General features: G+C 71.9%; 13 protein-coding genes and 1 riboswitch. Of the genes, 6 read left to right on the top strand and 7 right to left on the bottom strand.

The window, feature by feature from the left end; translation table 11 throughout:
* The first annotated feature begins 37 nt into the window (after positions 1 to 37).
* Positions 38 to 1,906: an ABC transporter ATP-binding protein gene (locus IE247_RS12155; protein WP_190123034.1), complete on the top strand. Its 1,869-nt coding sequence runs from the start codon at positions 38 to 40 to the stop codon at positions 1,904 to 1,906.
* Positions 1,903 to 3,660 (top strand): ABC transporter ATP-binding protein, encoded by a 1,758-nt coding sequence (locus IE247_RS12160; RefSeq protein ID WP_190123035.1) that lies wholly within the window; start codon positions 1,903 to 1,905, stop codon positions 3,658 to 3,660. Before IE247_RS12155 ends, IE247_RS12160 begins: the two co-directional genes overlap by 4 nt.
* Before the next feature lie 37 nt (positions 3,661 to 3,697).
* On the opposite strand, the gene IE247_RS12165 is transcribed toward IE247_RS12160, so the two are convergent.
* Together IE247_RS12165 and IE247_RS12170 are read right to left on the bottom strand one after the other, a co-directional pair.
* Positions 3,698 to 6,274 carry a DUF4118 domain-containing protein gene (locus IE247_RS12165; RefSeq protein ID WP_190123036.1) on the bottom strand — a complete coding sequence of 859 codons (2,577 nt, stop codon included), beginning with the start codon at positions 6,272 to 6,274 and terminating at the stop codon, positions 3,698 to 3,700.
* A gap of 81 nt (positions 6,275 to 6,355) precedes the next feature.
* A complete protein-coding gene (locus IE247_RS12170; protein ID WP_190123037.1) occupies positions 6,356 to 7,039 on the bottom strand; it encodes a response regulator in 684 nt (227 codons plus the stop codon).
* Between the two features lie 531 nt (positions 7,040 to 7,570).
* Here IE247_RS12170 and kdpB point away from each other — a divergent pair.
* The 4 genes from kdpB to IE247_RS12190 all read left to right on the top strand — a co-directional run bounded on the left by kdpB (position 7,571) and on the right by IE247_RS12190 (position 10,738).
* Positions 7,571 to 9,730, top strand: coding sequence for a potassium-transporting ATPase subunit KdpB (gene kdpB, locus IE247_RS12175; RefSeq protein WP_190123038.1), 2,160 nt, complete (start codon positions 7,571 to 7,573; stop codon positions 9,728 to 9,730).
* Between the two features lie 99 nt (positions 9,731 to 9,829).
* Positions 9,830 to 10,081, top strand: coding sequence for a DUF6400 family protein (locus IE247_RS12180; RefSeq protein WP_190123039.1), 252 nt, complete (start codon positions 9,830 to 9,832; stop codon positions 10,079 to 10,081).
* The gene (locus IE247_RS12185) at positions 10,065 to 10,340 is read left to right on the top strand and encodes a hypothetical protein (RefSeq protein WP_190123040.1); all 276 of its coding nucleotides are present in this window, start codon (positions 10,065 to 10,067) and stop codon (positions 10,338 to 10,340) included. Before IE247_RS12180 ends, IE247_RS12185 begins: the two co-directional genes overlap by 17 nt.
* A 194-nt stretch (positions 10,341 to 10,534) precedes the next feature.
* On the top strand, positions 10,535 to 10,738 hold the full coding sequence (locus IE247_RS12190) for a cold-shock protein (RefSeq protein WP_190123041.1): 204 nt from the start codon (positions 10,535 to 10,537) through the stop codon (positions 10,736 to 10,738).
* A gap of 90 nt (positions 10,739 to 10,828) precedes the next feature.
* Here the strand turns inward: IE247_RS12190 and IE247_RS12195 are convergent, their stop codons facing one another.
* The 5 genes from IE247_RS12195 to IE247_RS12215 all read right to left on the bottom strand — a co-directional run bounded on the left by IE247_RS12195 (position 10,829) and on the right by IE247_RS12215 (position 17,496).
* A complete protein-coding gene (locus IE247_RS12195; protein ID WP_190123042.1) occupies positions 10,829 to 11,584 on the bottom strand; it encodes a DUF1838 family protein in 756 nt (251 codons plus the stop codon).
* 91 nt (positions 11,585 to 11,675) lie between these two features.
* Positions 11,676 to 12,977 carry a phosphatase PAP2 family protein gene (locus IE247_RS12200; protein ID WP_190123043.1) on the bottom strand — a complete coding sequence of 434 codons (1,302 nt, stop codon included), beginning with the start codon at positions 12,975 to 12,977 and terminating at the stop codon, positions 11,676 to 11,678.
* Positions 12,978 to 13,247: 270 nt separating this feature from the next.
* The gene (locus tag IE247_RS12205; protein ID WP_190123044.1) at positions 13,248 to 13,811 is read right to left on the bottom strand and encodes a tellurite resistance TerB family protein; all 564 of its coding nucleotides are present in this window, start codon (positions 13,809 to 13,811) and stop codon (positions 13,248 to 13,250) included.
* Positions 13,812 to 13,947: 136 nt separating this feature from the next.
* Complete coding sequence (locus IE247_RS12210; RefSeq protein WP_190123045.1) at positions 13,948 to 16,482, bottom strand: PEP/pyruvate-binding domain-containing protein; 2,535 nt, start codon at positions 16,480 to 16,482, stop codon at positions 13,948 to 13,950.
* Positions 16,483 to 16,620: 138 nt separating this feature from the next.
* Positions 16,621 to 17,496, bottom strand: coding sequence for a bifunctional 5,10-methylenetetrahydrofolate dehydrogenase/5,10-methenyltetrahydrofolate cyclohydrolase (locus IE247_RS12215; protein WP_190123046.1), 876 nt, complete (start codon positions 17,494 to 17,496; stop codon positions 16,621 to 16,623).
* Between the two features lie 22 nt (positions 17,497 to 17,518).
* A riboswitch (ZMP/ZTP riboswitch) is annotated at positions 17,519 to 17,605 on the bottom strand.
* Positions 17,606 to 17,631: the final 26 nt, after the last annotated feature.

Consider the following 17,631-nt stretch of genomic DNA (forward strand, 5'->3'; position numbering starts at 1 on the left):
ACCTAAGTATACGCCGTATACAACGCACGGAGGCGGTATGCCCGGAACCACGGACCAGCAGCAGCGGCCGGCGGAGCACGATCCACCCGGCAGCGGTGCCGGGACCACCGAGAAAGCGCCCGTCGCCATCGGGCTCGGCGAACTCCTCGCGCCCGTCCGGGGCCGGCTCGTCCTCGCGGCGACCCTCCAGGCCCTCGCCTCCGTCGCCTCGGTCGTGCCGTTCATCGCGGTCGCCGAACTCGGCGTGGTCCTCCTCGCGGAGGGCCCCGACGGCTTCGACCGGGAACGCGCCTGGTGGGTGGCCGGCATCGCGGCCGCGACCATGCTCGCCGGGCTCGGGCTCACCCTCGCGGCCGGCGCCCTCGCCCATCTCGCCGACAACGACATCAGCCTCGATCTGCGCCGCCGGCTCGCCGCCCATCTGGGCCGCGTACCGCTGGGGTGGTTCACCGAGCGCAACTCGGGACTGGTGCGCACATCGGTCGGCGACGACGTCTCCGCCATGCACCACCTGGTCGGCCACACCGTCACCGACCTCACCCGCGCCATCGTCGTCCCCCTGGTCTCCCTGGGCTGGCTGTTCGCCACCGACTGGCGGCTCACCCTGGTCACCCTGATTCCGATCTGCGCCGGGCTGGCCCTGTACGCGCGGATGACGGGCAGCGCCTCGGCCCGGGCGGGCTTCGAGGAGTACGGCCGCGCCCTGGCCCGGATCGGCAGCGCGTCCGTGGAGTTCACCCACGGCATCACCGTCGTCAAGACCTTCGGCCGCAGCGGCCGGGCCCACCGGCGCTACACCGAGGCGGCCGACGATCTGTCCTCGTTCTTCCTCCGCTACGTACGGAGCATGTTCCGCACCTCGGCCGCGTCCGAACTGGTGCTCTCCCCCGTCTTCCTGCTGCTGTGGATCCTCGGGGTCGGCGGCGCGTTCGTCTCCCGGGGCTGGGCGGACGCGGTGGATCTGCTGCCCTTCGCCCTGCTGGGCCTCGGCCTCACCGCGCCCGTGCTCGGCCTCGGCTACTCCTTCGACGAGATACGCAAGGCCAGGTCGGCGGCCGAACGGGTCGCCGCCGTCCTCGCCACCGAGCCGCTGCCCGAGCCCGCACCCGGCACGGAGAGTGAACCCCTGGGCACCACGGTCGAGTTCGACCGGGTCCGCTTCGGATACGACGACCGGAGCAACGCCCTGGAGGAGGTGAGCCTGACCCTGGAGCCCGGGACGGTGACCGCGCTCGTCGGCCCCTCCGGCTCCGGGAAGACCACCCTGGCCCGGCTGCTCCCCCGCTTCTACGACGTGACCGGCGGCGCGATCCGCATCGGCGGCACCGATCTGCGCCGGCTGCCCGCCGAACGGCTCTACCGGCTGGTGTCCTTCGTCTTCCAGGACGTGCAGCTGCTGCGCGCCTCCGTGCGCGACAACATCGCGCTCGCCCGGCCGGACGCCACCGACGAGGAGGTCCACGCCGCCGCGCGGGCCGCCCAGATCCACGACCGGGTACGCGAACTGCCCGGCGGATACGACGCGATCGTCGGCGAGGAGGCGCGCTTCTCCGGCGGCGAGGCCCAGCGTCTGTCGATCGCCCGGGCGCTGCTGGCCGACACCCCCGTACTCGTCCTGGACGAGGCCACCGCCTTCGCCGACCCGGAGTCCGAGGCCGCGATCCAGGACGCCCTCTCCCGGCTGGCCGCCGGGCGCACCCTGCTGGTCATCGCCCACCGGCTGTCCACCGTCGCCGACGCCGACAAGATCGCCGTCCTGGAGAACGGCCGGATCGTCGAGAGCGGACGGCACGCCGAACTCCTCGCGGCGGGCGGCCGGTACGCCCGCTCGTGGGCGATCGACGAACGCTCCGGCCGCTGGGCCCCCACGGCCGCCGCCCCTCTCACCCCGGAGGCCGCCCAGTGATCCGCCGGCTCCTCACCGTCCTCGAACCGCCCGAAGCCGCGCTGCTGCGCCGGACGGTCGCCGGGCTGCTGATCTGCGCGGTCCTCCAGGGGATCGCGTTCGCCCTCCTCGTACCCCTGCTGCGGGAACTCCTCGGCGACGGCGGGATCTCCGGGGCGCTCCCCTGGCTGGGCGCGCTCGCGGCGGTGTTCGCCGGGTACGCGGTGGCCTACTGGTCGAGCACCGTGTCCGGCTACCGGACGGGCGCGGGGCTCTCCAGGACGCTGTACCACCGGCTCGGGGACCATGTCTCCACGCTGCCGCTCGGCTGGTTCACCGCCGAGCGCACCGGAGGGCTCGCGCAGCTCAGCTCCAAGGGCGTCATCGCTGTGATGGGCGTCCCCGCGCATCTGCTGCGGCCCGTGATCACCGCGTTCGTCACCCCGCTGGTCGTGGTGGCGCTGATGTTCGCCTTCGACTGGCGGCTCGCGCTGGCCTCGCTGGTGACGCTGCCGCTGGCGGCGGCCGCCTACCGGGTGACCGGCCGGGCGATCGACGGACAGGAGCGGGCGCACGAAGCGGCCTCGGCCGAGGCGGGCGGCCGGGTGATCGAGTTCGCGCGGGCCCAGCCGGTGCTGCGGGCCTTCGGCCGTACGGTGCACGGGCACCGGGAGCTCGACGACGCCCTCGCCGCCCAGCGGGCGAGCGGCCGGCGGCTGCTGCTGCGCGCGGTGCCCGGCTTCGCCGCCTTCGTCTTCTCGGTGCAGTTCGGCTTCACCTCCGTGCTGATGGTGGGCACGGTGCTGGCGCTGGGCGGTTCGGTGGACGCGCCGGAGCTGATCGCGCTGCTGGTGCTGGCCGCCCGGTTCGTCGAACCGCTGATCGTGGCCGCCGATCTGGGGGCGACGCTGCGGATCGCCGACGGGGCGCTGAACCGCGTTCAGACGGTGCTCACCACCGAGCCGCTGCCGGAGCCCGCTGTTCCGGCGGTGCCCTCCGACCCGGCGGACACCTCGGTGGAGCTGGCGGGGGTGTCGTTCGGCTACCGGCCGGGGTCGCCGGTGCTCAGCGGATTCTCGCTGCGGGTCCCGGCGCGCACCATGACCGCGCTGGTCGGTCCGTCCGGTTCGGGCAAGACCACGGTCACCCGGCTGGTCGCCCGCTTCTTCGACGCCGAGGAGGGGCAGGTGCGGGTCGCCGGGGTCGATGTGCGCGAGCTGGGCACCGAGGCGCTGATGTCCCGGGTGTCGCTGGTCTTCCAGGACGTCTATCTCTTCGACGCCACGATCGCCGAGAACATCCGGCTGGCCAGGCCGGAGGCGAGCGAGGCGGAGTTCCACCGGGCGGCGCGGCTGGCCCGGGTGGACGAGATCGCGGCGCGGCTGCCCGACGGCTGGGACACCCGGGTCGGCGAGGGCGGCACGGCCCTGTCGGGCGGGGAGCGGCAGCGGGTCTCCATCGCCCGGGCCATCCTCAAGGACGCCCCGATCGTGCTGCTGGACGAGGCGACCGCCGCGCTCGACCCGGAGAACGAGCACGCGGTGCAGGACGCCCTGGCCGCGCTGGCGGCGGACCGTACGCTGCTGGTGATCGCCCACCGGCTCCAGACGATCGCGTCGGCCGACCGGATCGCGGTGCTGGACGAGGGGCGGGTGGCCGAACTGGGCACCCATGACGAGCTGCTGGCCCTCGACGGCCGGTACGCCCGCTACTGGGCCGAGCGCTCCCGGGCGGGCGGCTGGCGGCTGACCGCCGCACCGGAGACGGCTCCCTGACCCTCCGCCGGCCGCCACGGCCCGCCGCACCGTGATGTCACGGCGCGGCGGGCCGTACCTCATGGGTCTTCGGGGCCGGAGCGGCCCCGGCGGGCGGACGGCGCGCGCCCGGGCGGAGGGTGAGCACCATGGTGAGGCCGCCGCCGGGGGTGTCCTCCGCGTTGAGGGTGGCCCCCACGGCCTCGGCGAACCCCCGGGCGACGGCGAGTCCGAGACCCACTCCGGCTCGGCGCGGGCCGTCCCCGTACCGCTGGAAGGGGGCGAAGATGCGCTCCTTGGCCTCGTCGGGGACGCCGGGCCCCCGGTCCACCACGCGTACTTCGACCCGGTCGGCGATCGCGCTGGCCGCGACGAGCACGGTGGCGCCCTCGGGGCTGTGGCCGACGGCGTTCTCCACGACATTGGCGACGGCGCGCTCCAGCAGGCCGGGGTCGGCGGAGACCATGGGGAGGTTCTCCGGAATGTCGAGGATCACACTGCCCTCCGGGACCCCGCCGAGCGCCATCGGCACGACCTCGTCGAGATCGACCTCGCGGATGAGCGGGTTGACCGCGCCGGTCTGGAGCCGGGACATGTCCAGCAGGTTGCCGATCAGATGGTCGAGGCGGTCGGCCCCGCTCTCGATCCCGGCGAGCAGCTCGGCCCGGTCGGCCTCGGACCACTCGATGTCGTCGGAGCGCAGCGAGGTCACCGACGCCTTGATGCTCGACAGCGGGGTGCGCAGATCGTGGCTGACGGCGGCCAGCAGGGCGGTGCGGATGCGGTTGCTCTCGCCGAGTTCGCGGGCCTGCTCGGCCTGGCCGAGAAGCCTGCGGCGGTCGAGCACGACGGCGGCCTGGGCGGCGAAGGCGGAGAGGACCCGGCGGTCCTCGGCGGGGAGGACCCGGCCGAAGAGGGCGAGGGCCATACGGTCGCCGACCGGCATGTCCACGTCCGCGTCCTCGGGCCGGGCGAGCGGCCGGCCGGGCGGGCGGGCCTCGCCGACGCTGCTGACGCAGGTCCACGGGCCGGTGTCGCTCTCCCTCTCCAGCAGCGCCACGAACTCCATGCCGAAGGTCTCCCGTACCCGCTCCAGCAGGGCGTCCAGGCTGGTCTCGCCGCGCAGCACGCTCCCCGCGAGGAAGGAGAGGACCTCGGACTCGGCGCGCAGCCGGGCCGCCTGATGGGTGCGCCGGGCGGCGAGATCGACGACGGAGGCCACCGCGACCGCCACCCCGATGAAGATCACCAGGGCGACGACATTCTCGGGATCCGCGATGGTCAGCTCGTGCAGGGGCGGGGTGAAGTAGTAGTTCAGCAGCAGCGATCCGAAGGCGGCCGACGCCAGGGCCGGGATCAGTCCGCCGATCAGCGCGGCGGCCACCGTCAGTGTCAGGAACAGCAGTACGTCGTTGGCGAGCCCGACGTCGGGGGCCGCGCCGTCGAGCAGCAGGGTGAGGAGCACCGGGCCCGCCACTCCGACCAGCCAGCCCCAGACGGCCCGTGAGCGGCTCAGCCGCGCGCCGCGCGCCATGGGCAGGCCCCGGCCCTTGGCCGCCTCGTCGTGGGTGACGATGTGGACGTCGAGATCCGGGCCCGACTCACGGGCGACGATGGCGCTGACCCCGGGCCCGAAGGCGTACTGCCAGGTCCGGCGGCGGCTGACGCCGAGCACTATCTGGGTCGCGTTGACGCCGCGCGCGAAGTCGAGCAGGGCGGCGGGGATGTCGTCGCCCAGGACGTGGTGGAAGGTGCCGCCGAGATCCTCCACCAGGGTCCGCTGCACGGTCAGTTCCCCCGGCGAGGCCGAGGTGAGGCCGTCGCTGCGGGTGATGTAGACGGCCAGCACCTCGCCGCCCGCGCCCTTCTCGGCCAGCCGGGTGGCGCGCCGGATGAGCGCGCGGCCCTCGGGGCCGCCGGTGATGCCGACGACGATGCGCTCGCGCGCCTGCCAGGTGGCCCGGATGTCGTGCTCCACCCGGTACTCGCGGAGGTGTTCGTCGACCCGGTCGGCGACCCAGAGCAGGGCCAGCTCCCGCAGCGCGGTGAGATTGCCCGGGCGGAAGTAGTTGGAGAGCGCCGCGTCTACCTTGTCCGGTTTGTAGATGTTGCCGTGCGCCATCCGTCTGCGCAGCGCCTGCGGCGACATGTCGACCAGCTCGATCTGATCGGCCCGGCGGACCACCTCGTCGGGCACGGTCTCCCGCTGGCGCACCCCGGTGATGGTGGCGACGACATCGCCCAGGGACTCCAGATGCTGGATGTTCACATTGGTGACGACGTCGATCCCGGCTTCGAGGAGTTCCTCGATGTCCTGCCAGCGCTTGGCGTTGCGGGAGCCGGGGATGTTGGTGTGCGCGAGTTCGTCGACGAGGGCGACGGCGGGTCTCCGTATCAGTACGGCGTCCACGTCCATCTCGGGGAAGACGGTGCCCCGGTACTCGATCTCGCGGCGCGGAATGTGTTCCAGGCCGTGCAGCATCACCTCGGTGCGAGGGCGTTTGTGGTGCTCCACGAAGGCGATCACGCAGTCGGTGCCGCGTTCGACGCGCCGGTGCGCCTCGGCGAGCATCGCGTAGGTCTTTCCGACGCCCGGTGCGGCGCCGAGGTAGATCCGAAGCTTGCCGCGTCCCATGTTCCGTTCCCTGTGGTCGAGTGGCTGACGCCGTGGGCCCCGCGCGTGCGTCCCTGGGACGCGCGGAAGCGGTGGAGCGCCTCACATCTCGAAGCGATAGCCCATTCCGGGGAGAGTGATGAAGTGCCGGGGGTGCGAGGGGTCGCCCTCAAGTTTGCGCCTCAACTGGGCCATGTAGACACGGAGATAATTGGTCTGTGTGCTGAAGGAAGCGCCCCACACCTCGTGGAGGAGTTCCTTCTGGCTGACGAGCCGTCCCCGGCTGCGGATCAGCGCCTCCAGCAGATGCCACTCGGTGGGGGTGAGCCGTACGTCGCGCCCCCGGCGTCTGACCTTCTTCGCGAGCAGGTCCACCGTGAAGTCCTCGGTCGCGATGAGATGGACGTCGTCGGCGGGCGCGGCGGACTCGACCCGGCGGACCGCCGCGCGGACCCTGGCGACCAGCTCGTCCATGCCGAACGGCTTGGTGAGATAGTCGTCGGCCCCCGCGTCGAGCGCCTCGATCTTCTCCTCGGAGGTGCGCCGGGCCGAGACGACGACGATCGGGACCCGGCTCCAGCGGCGGAGACGTCTGATCACCTCCACCCCGTCGATGTCGGGCAGTCCGAGGTCCAGCAGGACGATGTCCGGGCGGGCCTCGGCGGCGATCCGCAGAGCGGTGAATCCGTCGGGCGCGGCGTCCACCTCGTACCGGCGCGCTCTGAGATTGATCTCAAGAGCCCGCACCAGCTGGGGTTCGTCGTCCACGACCAGCACCCGGGTCACCGGTGTACCGCCTTTCTGGGGATGGTTTACGGGAACTCCCGGCTGTTCCGGGGCGGTTCCGCGGGTCTCGCCGGGTCCGGCGCTTCTCCGGTACTTCTCCAGTACGTCTCCGGCATGTCTCCGGGCGACGGATCAAGGCTCCGCCGCGCCGCCCCCAACCGCCCGCGTTACGGGGAGGTTTGACGTCTTCCTGACGCGCTCCGGCCACCTCTTGACAGGTGCTTGACGCCCGGCGGACAGCCGCTGTCAGAGGGCCGTAAATTCCTCGCGGCCTCCCGGGCACGGCGGGACACGCGGGCCTAGATTCCCCTTCGGCCGCTCCAGGATTTCCCTTTCGGCCGCTCCAGGTCGCGCACGCCAGTTGTGGGTCGCCGGCCGGCGCTCCCGTCCGGCGCCCGGCCGGGCGCCCGGCGGTTCTTCCCCGGTCGCGTCCGCCCGCGGCCGTGCCGTCACCGCTCCCCCGGCGGCGGCACGGCCCGAAACGCCCGCACCGGAACACCGGTGACCGGACTTCTCATCAGAAGGTGCGCGATGCCTCCCGCGACTCGCCCGCAGACCCCGACCGTCCCCCTCGACCGCCCGCCCGGCGGCGAGGACCGCCCCCGGCCGGGCGGGCACGGCCGGTCCAGTGGACTCTTCGACCCCTTGCAACTGCTGAAGGCGTTCCCCGAGGCCGTCCACAAACTGCATCCCCGCGCGCTGGCGAGGAACCCGGTGCTGTTCGTCGTCGCCGCCGGATCGGCGCTCACCACCCTCTCGGCGCTGGTCCACCCCTCCCTCTTCACCTGGGTGATCAGCGTCTGGCTCTGGCTGACGGTGATCTTCGCCAATCTCGCCGAGGCCGTCGCGGAGGGCCGCGGCAAGGCCCAGGCCGATTCGCTGCGCCGGGCGCGCACGGACACCGTCGCGGTGCGACTGCGCGACAACTGGCGGATCGGTACGCATCTCCCCTCGGCGGAGACGGAACTCGTCGCCGCGACCGACCTCCAGCCCTTCGACTTCGTGGTGGTGGCGGCGGGCGAGGTGATCCCGGCGGACGGCGATGTCGTGGACGGCGTCGCGGCGGTCGACGAGTCGGCCGTCACCGGGGAGTCCGCGCCCGTCGTCCGGGAGGCGGGCGGCGACCGCTCGGGCGTCACGGGCGGCACGACCGTGCTCTCCGACCGGCTCGTCGTACGCGTCACCTCACGGCCGGGACACTCCTTCATCGACCGGATGATCGCCCTGGTCGAGGGCGCGTCCCGGCAGAAGACCCCGAACGAGGTAGCTCTCAACATCCTGCTGGCCGCCCTCACCACCGCCTTCGTCCTGGTGGTCCTCGCCCTCCAGCCGATGGCCGCCTACGCGGACGCCGACCAGTCCACGACCGTCCTCGTCGCGCTGCTCGTGACCCTGATCCCGACCACGATCGGGGCGCTCCTCTCGGCCATCGGCATCGCGGGCATGGACCGGCTCGTACAGCGCAATGTGCTGGCCATGTCGGGCCGGGCCGTCGAGGCGGCCGGCGACATCAGCACCCTGCTGCTCGACAAGACGGGCACCATCACCCTGGGCGATCGCGAGGCCGCCGACTTTGTCCCGCTGCCCGGTGTCGGGGAATCGGTCCTGGCCGAGGCCGCGCAGCTCTCCTCGCTCTCGGACGAGACCCCCGAGGGCCGGTCGGTGGTCGCCCTCGCCCGGCGCAAGCACGGGCTCCAGGAGCCCGCCGAGGGCGAGTTGGGCGAGGCCCGGTTCGTGGCGTTCAGCGCGCGGACCCGGATGAGCGGGATCGATCTGCGGTGGGACGACAGCGCCGTACGGCACATCCGCAAGGGCGCGGCGGCCCAGGTGATCGAGTGGGTGCGGCTCCGCGGCGGCGAGGTGCCGCCCGAGGCGCGGTGGTTCTCCGACGCGATCGCCGCCTCGGGCGGCACCCCGCTGCTCGTCGCCGTGGACGACTGGGACGGGCCCCGGGTGCTGGGGGCCGTCTACCTCAAGGACGTGGTGAAGGAGGGCATCCGGGAACGGTTCGCGGAGCTGCGGCGGATGGGCATCCGTACGGTCATGGTCACCGGCGACAATCCGCTGACCGCGCGGGCGATCGCCCAGGAGGCCGGGGTGGACGACTTCCTCGCCGAGGCCACCCCCGAGGAGAAACTCGCCCTCATCAAGCGGGAGCAGGAGGGCGGCCGACTGGTCGCGATGACCGGCGACGGCACCAACGACGCCCCGGCGCTCGCCCAGGCCGACGTCGGCGTGGCGATGAACACCGGCACCTCGGCCGCCAAGGAAGCCGGGAACATGGTCGACCTCGACTCCAACCCGACCAAACTCATCGAGATCGTGGAGATCGGCAAGCAGCTCCTCATCACCCGGGGCGCGCTCACCACGTTCTCCATCACCAACGACGTCGCGAAGTACTTCGCGATCATCCCCGCCATGTTCACCGGCGCCTATCCCGGCCTGGAGGCGCTCAACATCATGGGCCTGCACAGCCCGACGTCCGCGATCACCTCGGCGATCATCTTCAACGCCCTGATCATCGTCGCGCTGATCCCGCTCGCCCTGCGGGGCGTGCGCTACACCCCCGCGTCGGCCCACGATCTGCTGGTCCGCAATCTCACCGTCTACGGCCTCGGAGGGCTCGTCCTGCCCTTCGTCGGCATCAAGCTGATCGATCTGCTCGTCTCCACGGTCCCCGGCCTGGGCTGAGCCCCCATGAGGTACATCACAAGGTGAGGCAAGCCTTCCCTGCGGCGATTCCGCTCTGGTACAGGTGGACAGACCCTTCGGCATACCGGAAGAAACGCCATGAACCCAGCTGAAACAGTCGATCACATACCGTTCATGATCGACCTCTCCCTGGAGGAGACCCGCCGCCGGGCCTCCGTCATGGCCGCACTCGGTCCGGAGTGGGACCCGGCGGCCGTCCTCCGGGGCGAGGACGAGGCGTACGCCCTGCTCTACTCGGGCCTCGACGCCGAGCAGCGGCGCGTCTACGAGCGGCTGGTCGCGGCCGGTGTGCTGCCCGGAGAGGAGCCGGGCCGTGCGGCTGCCCATTGACCCCCAGGCGGACGACGCCCGCCGCGCCTGGGTGGCCTGCCCCGGCTGCGACGACGCCCGTACCTGCGCGACCTGCGCCGACCGGCGCAACTGCCGCGAGCACTGGCGCTATCTGATCTCCAACAACGGCCCGGTCGTCCACCTCCAGTGCCCCGGCTGCGCCCACACCTGGTCGCTCGACACCCGGCCCGGCGTCACCCGCCGGGAGGACGACACCGCCTTCTTCCGGCCGCTCTCGGCGGACACTCCGCCCTCATGACTCCGCAGCCTGTAGCCATGCGGTCACGAATAGGCTAACTTTTCCCGCAGTAGTCGTGGTTCCGAAGTCTCAGCGCCCGCGGTTCGCACCCGTGGGCGCTGTGCTGTGCGGCAGTGCCCGAGGACCAGGGCGATCACCTCACCCAGGGGCGCTGAACAAGCCGGCGCCCCACGACCCTGGACAAGGGGAACACCATGGCCACCGGATCCGTGAAGTGGTTCAACGCCGAAAAGGGCTTCGGCTTCATCGCCCAGGACGGCGGCGGACCTGACGTCTTCGTGCACTACTCCGCGATCAACGCGTCGGGCTTCCGCTCGCTTGAGGAGAACCAGCAGGTGACCTTCGACATCACCCAGGGCCCGAAGGGCCCGCAGGCGGAGAACGTCATCCCCGCCTGACCCGACTCCCCGGTGACGTCCGCGCACCGGAAGTCCTACCGGGGGCCGGGACGCTGAGCGTCCCGGCCCCCGGCCGGTTCACGAGACGCCTCAGAGACCCTGTTCCGCCGTGTCCCCGGACCGCCCGGCGAGCTTGCGGAACCAGGTCCAGCTGGTCTCGTTCGGCTCGCTCCACGCCTCGGGGGCCGTGGCGAACTCCGGGTGCCGCGCGGCGATGTACGCCCGGGTGCGCTCGGGCACCTCGGACCACGACGCCAGCTTTCGGCCCCGGCCGTGGAAGGCGAGGCCGCCGGGCCGCTGTCCCTGTTCCATCCAGGGCAGCCAGGGTGACATCCGCGTCCACGACATCGTGCTCGGCACGCTCGGCTCCCCGGTGCTCAGGACGTCGGCCGGGGCGAAGAACTGGAACATCTCCAGGGCCCGGTAGGTGTCGTCCGCCGAGTTCTCGGGGAACTCGGCCACCGGCAGTGGCGACGGGTACGCCAGCGGTATCTCCATGCTGAAACAGACCTGGTCGCCGAGGTCCGTCAGGGGAATCGGGAAGGGCCGCCACTTCTGGTTCGCCGGATCGTTCCAGACATGGATCACCGGCTTGTCCTCCCAGGTCTCCAGGATCTCCCGGGTCCGGGGGTCGAGGTAGAACGCGGCCTCCCGCGAGAGCATCAGATATCCGTCGCCGCCCTTCACCAGCCGTGCGACATTGACCCCCTCGAAGCCGAAGACGCGCCGATAGGGCTCGCCCGGGCCCCAGGTGTGGACGTCACCGGTCCAGTGGAAGGTCACCTCGGAGCCGTCGAGCGAGGCGCGGGTGCGGGCGAAGGCCCGGAGGAGTTCGGCGGGTGTCATGGGAGCGAGTCTGCTGCACGGTACCGTCCCCGTCGAATCCCGCCCCGGGGGCTCCCTGGGGCGGATTCGACGCGGACGGTGCCGGCGGGCCTCAGACCAGTTCGGGCTGCGGCTTCAGCCGCGGGGCCGGTACGGGCTCCGCGTCCCACAGCTTGGCGGTCCGCACATAGGCGTAGATCACCGAGACCATCGCCAGAATGAGCAGGGGGCCGAACAGCCACGGGTACTCGGCCATCCGCATCGGCAGATAGCGGTACGACACCAGGAACGCGGTGAAGACCGTCGCGCCGTGGGCGACCAGCAGGACTCCCGGCCGGTCCCAGCCCCGGTCGTACGAGCGCAGCGCCGCCTCGATGGTGAGGGTGAACACCACACCGGCGATGATGTCGACGCCGTAGTGGTAGCCGAATCCCAGCGTCGCGCCGAGGGTGGCGATCAGCCAGAAGGTGCCTCCGAGCCGCAGCAGGCGCGGGGCTTTCCGGGAATGGATGAAGATCGCGGTGGCCCACGCCGTGTGCAGGCTGGGCATGCAGTTGCGCGGGGTGATCTCGTCGAAGGGCATCCACTGCGGGGCGCCGATCGTGGGCGCCGTCTCCGGCCATATGTCGGCCACCGCCCAGTTCCCGCCGTCGGGGCCGTACGCGAAGATCGGCCCGACCACGGGGAAGATCATGTAGATGCCCGGCCCGAGCAGACCGATGACCAGGAAGGTGCGCACCAGGTGGTGGCGGGGGAAGCGGCGCTCGGTGGCCACGTGGCGGAGCTGGTACACGGCGAAGACGACCGCGGCCACCGCGAGTTTGACATAGACCCAGTCGAGAACGTGGGCGCCGACCGATCCGGTGGCCTCGACCATGCGGCCCACCACCCATGACGGGTTGCCCAGCGCCTGATCGGCGGTGACCAGATACTGGTCGAGGACGTCCGGGCGGGTCTTCGAGGTGATCAGCAGCCAGGTGTCGCCCGTCTTACGGCCGGCCACCAGCAGCAGGCCCAGTCCGACGCCCTTCAGCAGCAGGACGCGTTCCCGGCCGGTGCGGCGGGTGAGAGCGATGACCGCGCAGCCGAGGATCACCCACAACGCGCCGTTGCCGTAGGTCAGCTCCGCGCCGATCGCCCAGCGCACCAGCAGGATGGCGAGGTCGATGCCGATCGCGGCGCCGAGGGCGATGAATCGCTGCCGCCAGGTGAGCACCACCATCATCAGGGCCATGCTGGCGTACAGCAGGGGGCCCGAGGCGGGGACGAATATCGCCTCTTTCGCCTGGTTGGTGATCGGCCCCGGCAGGCCGTAGTGACGCGCGGCGATCTCCAGGGCGATGAAGAATCCGAGGGCCACGACAACCGCCGTGGCCCACAGTATCGCCCTCGACCGGCTCCATCCGGCGAACATGGTGCTGTTTCTTATTCGCGAAATAAATGTCAATTTTTTGGCCGATTTGCTTGCTTTTGATTAAAAGAAGGAAGGATGATCATGATGATTCGGATTGAATCCGATCATCCTATCGAAGGACATGCGGGAGTTTCACCGGTCGCGGGCGGGCAAGCTCCTCGAACCCCAGAGCAAAGCCCTGTCCACCCCCGCGCAGGGGGTGGACAGGGCTTTCGACTTCAGGCCCGGCGGCGGCCGGTCGTCCGGCCGGGCGGCGGCCTCAGAACCTGATCAGAGGCCGAACTCGTGCGGGGGCACTCCGAGCGCCGCGCACGCCTCCCGCAGAACCTGCTCCTCGGCGGGGGCGATGTATCCGTCCGCCCCGGCGACGACGAAGCCGGTCTGCACGACCGCCCTGGCCTCCGTCGGCTTCTTCGCCGCCTTGGCGATCTCCTGCATGACTTCGGCCCGGCCCTGCTGGAAGTTGAACGCCAACTGGTCGACGTGCTTGTTGAACCGCTGCCGCAGCTGGTCGGCCGGGAAGTTCTGCAAGACGTCGTTCTGGAGGATCAGCGACTCCACATGCTGCCGCTCAGCCGGGTCGACCGACCCGTCGGCGGCGGCGACCAGGGCGCACATGGCCATGCTGGCGTCCCGGTAGGAGCCGCTCTTCAGCTCGGTCTTGAGGGAGGTGAGCTGGGTCTTGAGCAGCCCCACGAGCTGAGCCTTCGATCCCCCGCCGGCTCCCGATCCCGATCCCGACCCCGGCTGTCCGTGGCCGCCGGAGCCACGGGCCCCCTGCGACTGCTGCTGCAGCCCCTTCGCCTGGTCCTTGATCCGGTCCCACATCGCCATCCGTGCCACCTCGGCTACCCGTTACTCGTCCGCGTGCGTGTCGCGCGTACACCGTGGGAACGCTTCCGGGCCCTCCGCAGTTCCCGATTGACTCGCACACACGTACGGCGGCGGCCCTGGCACCCTCAACCAGCCCTCAACCAGCGGTACGGAGCGACACCGTGCCCGCGCTCCCGTCCACGGTGACGACCTCCCCCGTCCCGATGTCCTCCGTCGCCCCGCGCACTCCCACCACCGCGGGGATCCCGTACTCCCTCGCCACCACCGCCCCGTGCGAGTTGGCCCCGCCCATCTCCATCACCAGACCGCCCGCGGTGAGGAAGAGGGGCGTCCAGCCGGGGTCGGTGGACGGAACCACCAGGATCTCGCCCGGTTCCAGCCGGGCTCCGACCGGGTCCATGACCACCCGGGCCGGCGCGGTGACCGTCCCCGCCGACGCCGGAGTGCCCGTCAGGGAGCCGGGGGCGACCGGCGGACGGGGAGCCTCCGGGGCCGTGCCGTCCGAGAGCAGGACCCGGGGGACCGGGCGGCGGCGCAGCTCCCGGGCGTAACTCTCCCCGCGTTCGGCGACGATGCGGCGGAGGTCCCCCCGCTCCGATTCCATCTCGGTGAAGTCGAGGAAGAACACGTCCCGGGGTTCGTCGATCCGGCCCCGCGCGTGGAGGAGCGCACCGCGCTCGGCGACGCGCTCACGCACCACGGCGAACAGTGTGACCGCGAGGTACTTCGGGTACTCGCGGAGGCCCGCGAGCAGCCGGGTCCTGCGCAGCGCGAAGCGCACCAGCGGGCCCCGCGCCCCGGCGCGGCGGGCGAGGCGCTCGACCATGGCCTCGGCCTCGGCCCGGGAGCGCGCGAACACCGCGTCCGGCCGGGCCGCCGGGTCGTCGGCGCGCAGAAGGTTGGCGATGACGCCGATGATGTGCGAGGGGTCCTCGGACCAGCGGGGCAGACCGATGTCGATCTCGGCGACAGCCCGGTGGCCCCAGCGGTCCAGGAACGCTGTGAGACCGCGCTGGGCAGTATCCGGAAGCTCGCCGTCCAGATATGCGCGGGTCAGCTCGTCGGCTCCGCGCCCCGGGTCCTGGAACGCGCGGGCCGCGAGGGGGTCGGCGCGGACGGTGTCCGCGAGGTCTCCCAGGGCCAGATCCATCTCGGTGGTGACGTTGTGAGGCAGTCCGCGCAGCACCGTCTGGAGCTCGCCCGGTTCCGTGCGGACGAGCCGGCCGGTGAGCGCCAGCATCGCGAATCCGACGAGCGCGGCCGGGGCGAGCGCGGGCAGGACGGGGACGACGTGGTCGCGCAGCGCGCCCCGGGCGGTCGTGGACCGGGCCGCCGCGACGATGCCCGGCTCCAGCCGACACGCCTCGCGCACCACCGCCTCGGGGCGGACCAACGCGCGTACCGCCGTGGCCGGGACATGGAACCGGCGGGCGAGGCGCAGCGCGCGCCAAAGGGCGGGCCGGAGTGAGGTGCTGGTGAGGGCCAGGCGCGGGTCCCGTGCGCAGAGGTCGGCGAGCACCTCGGCCGAGCGGGCCTCCATGAGGCCGAGCAGTCTCAGGACGAACGCCCGGCCGACCCTGTCGCGCAGCGCGCCGGTGAGGTCGAGGAAGATCCGCTCGCCCGCCTCGGTGTAACCGGTCGACGCCGGGTCGCCGATGACGATCTCGTTGACGGACCGGGCGATCTCGCGGAAGGCGGCGCGCCCTGCCGGGGTGATCGGGCGCTGGAGGCCCTGGGCGAGGCTGAAGCAGAAGTAGACGTGGAAGCCGTCCCGCTCCGGTACGGGGAAGAGGGTGGTGATCGGCCGGGCCTGGGTCAGCCGGAGCGCGCCTTCCTCGTCGATCGCCCACTCGATGTCCTGGGGGGTGCCGTAGTGGTCCTGTACCGCATCGCCGAGGGCGGCGAGCCGCCGGATCTGGTCGTCCGTCAGACAGGGTGTCTCGTCCGCCTCGGCCTCGACGCGTTCGGTGCCGCCGCCCGGGAGGGGACGGACGATCAGCCTCTTGTCGCCCGGTCGCCGTTCCACGATCGTGTCTCCCTCGACGACGAAGCGGTCGGGGTCGACCGCGCCGGAGACGACGGCCTCGCCGAGTCCGGGGCTCGCGTCGACGACGGTCTGCCGCCGGTCGCCGGTCACCGGGTTCGCGGTGAACAGCACGCCGGAGACCGCGGACCGGACCATCGTCTGCACGACGACGGCGAGGTACACGGAGTCGTGGGCGATGCCGTTGGTCTCGCGGTAGGCGACCGCCCGGTCGGTCCACAGCGATGCCCAGCAGCGCCGTACCGCATCGACCACCCGGTCCGCACCGATGACGTTGAGATATGTGTCCTGCTGACCGGCGAAGCTCGCGAACGGCAGATCCTCCGCCGTGGCACTGGACCGCACCGCGACCGGCACCCCGTCGCCGAGTCGGCGGCAGGCGGCCACGACCGCTTCGTACACCTCTCGTGGCACCGGCGCGTCGAGCAGCCGCCGCCGGGCCGGGTCCGGGGCGAGGCCCGTCAGTTCGCGGGTGGCAGGCACCGACCGGTAGGCGTCCGTGGTCACGCAGAACCCCGGGGGCACGGGCAGCCCGGCGCGGATCAGCTCCCCCAGGTTCGCGGCCTTCCCGCCGACGAGCGCGGACATCGTGGCATCGACGTCGCCGAGGTCGATCACCAGCGGCATGGCGGCCCTCCAAGGGGGTGGCTCCTGCCAGGCTAAGAGCAGGTGTACGGGCACACCACCGGGCGCGGCTCGACCGGGCCCGGGGTGCCGGGCCCGGGGTGCCGGGCCCGGTGTGCCGGGCCCGCCCCTGCCCGCCTTTCACCCCGTGTTCTCGCCGGCCGTCCCGAGCTGTCGCGACGCCGCGTCGACGGTCTGGGCCAGCAGGACCGCGATGGTCATGGGCCCCACCCCGCCGGGGACCGGGGTGATCAGACGGGCTCGGGTGCGGGCGGTGTCGAAGTCGACGTCTCCGACGTTGCCTGGGTTGTATCCGGCGTCGATCACGACGGCTCCGGGCTTGATGTCCTCGCCGTTGATGAGACGGGGGCGTCCCACGGCCGCCACGACCACGTCCGCCTCGCGGACGATCGCGGAGAGGTCCCTCGTACGGGAGTGGCAGTAGGTGACCGTGGCGTCCCGGGCGAGCAGGAGCATGCCCGCGGGCTTGCCGAGGATCGCGCTGCGGCCCACCACCACGGCGTGGCGTCCGGCGAGTTCGACGTCGTACTCGTCCAGCAGCCGCATGATCCCGCCCGGTGTGCACGAGGTGAAGCCGGGCAGTCCGAAGCTCATCGCCCCGAAGGAGCTGATCGTGACCCCGTCGACGTCCTTCTCCGGTGCGATGGCCTCGAAGGCCGCGCGTTCGTCGATGTGGGGGCCCGCGGGGTGCTGGAGCAGGATGCCGTGCACACCGGCGTCCAGGGAGAGGGAGCGCAGTGTCTCCGTCAGCTCGGCGGTCGTGGTGGTGGCGGGCAGGCTGATCTGCCGGGACTCGATGCCCGCCTTCGCGCAACGGGCCCGCTTCATGCGTACATAGGTCACCGAGGCGGGGTCCTCGCCCACCAGGACGGTCGCGAGGCAGGGGCGCACGCCGGTGCGCCGTGTGATCTCCGCCGCCCTGTGCGCGGTCTCCTCGACGACGCGCCGGGCGAGGCCGGTGCCGTCCATGAGTCGGGCTGTCTGTATCCGGGACATGGGTCGCCTCCAGGCGTCGCTGAACACTCGCCCAGGCGCACGGCATCGACCGATTCGTCGGGCCGCTCCCCGGTGGTGCTCCACCTCAGCGCCAGTCACGGCCCGCGCACCACTGTAGTGGGCACCTGTTCGCAG

Origin of the sequence: Streptomyces inusitatus (assembly GCF_014651115.1) — a bacterium.
Lineage (GTDB): Bacteria > Actinomycetota > Actinomycetes > Streptomycetales > Streptomycetaceae > Streptomyces > Streptomyces amakusaensis.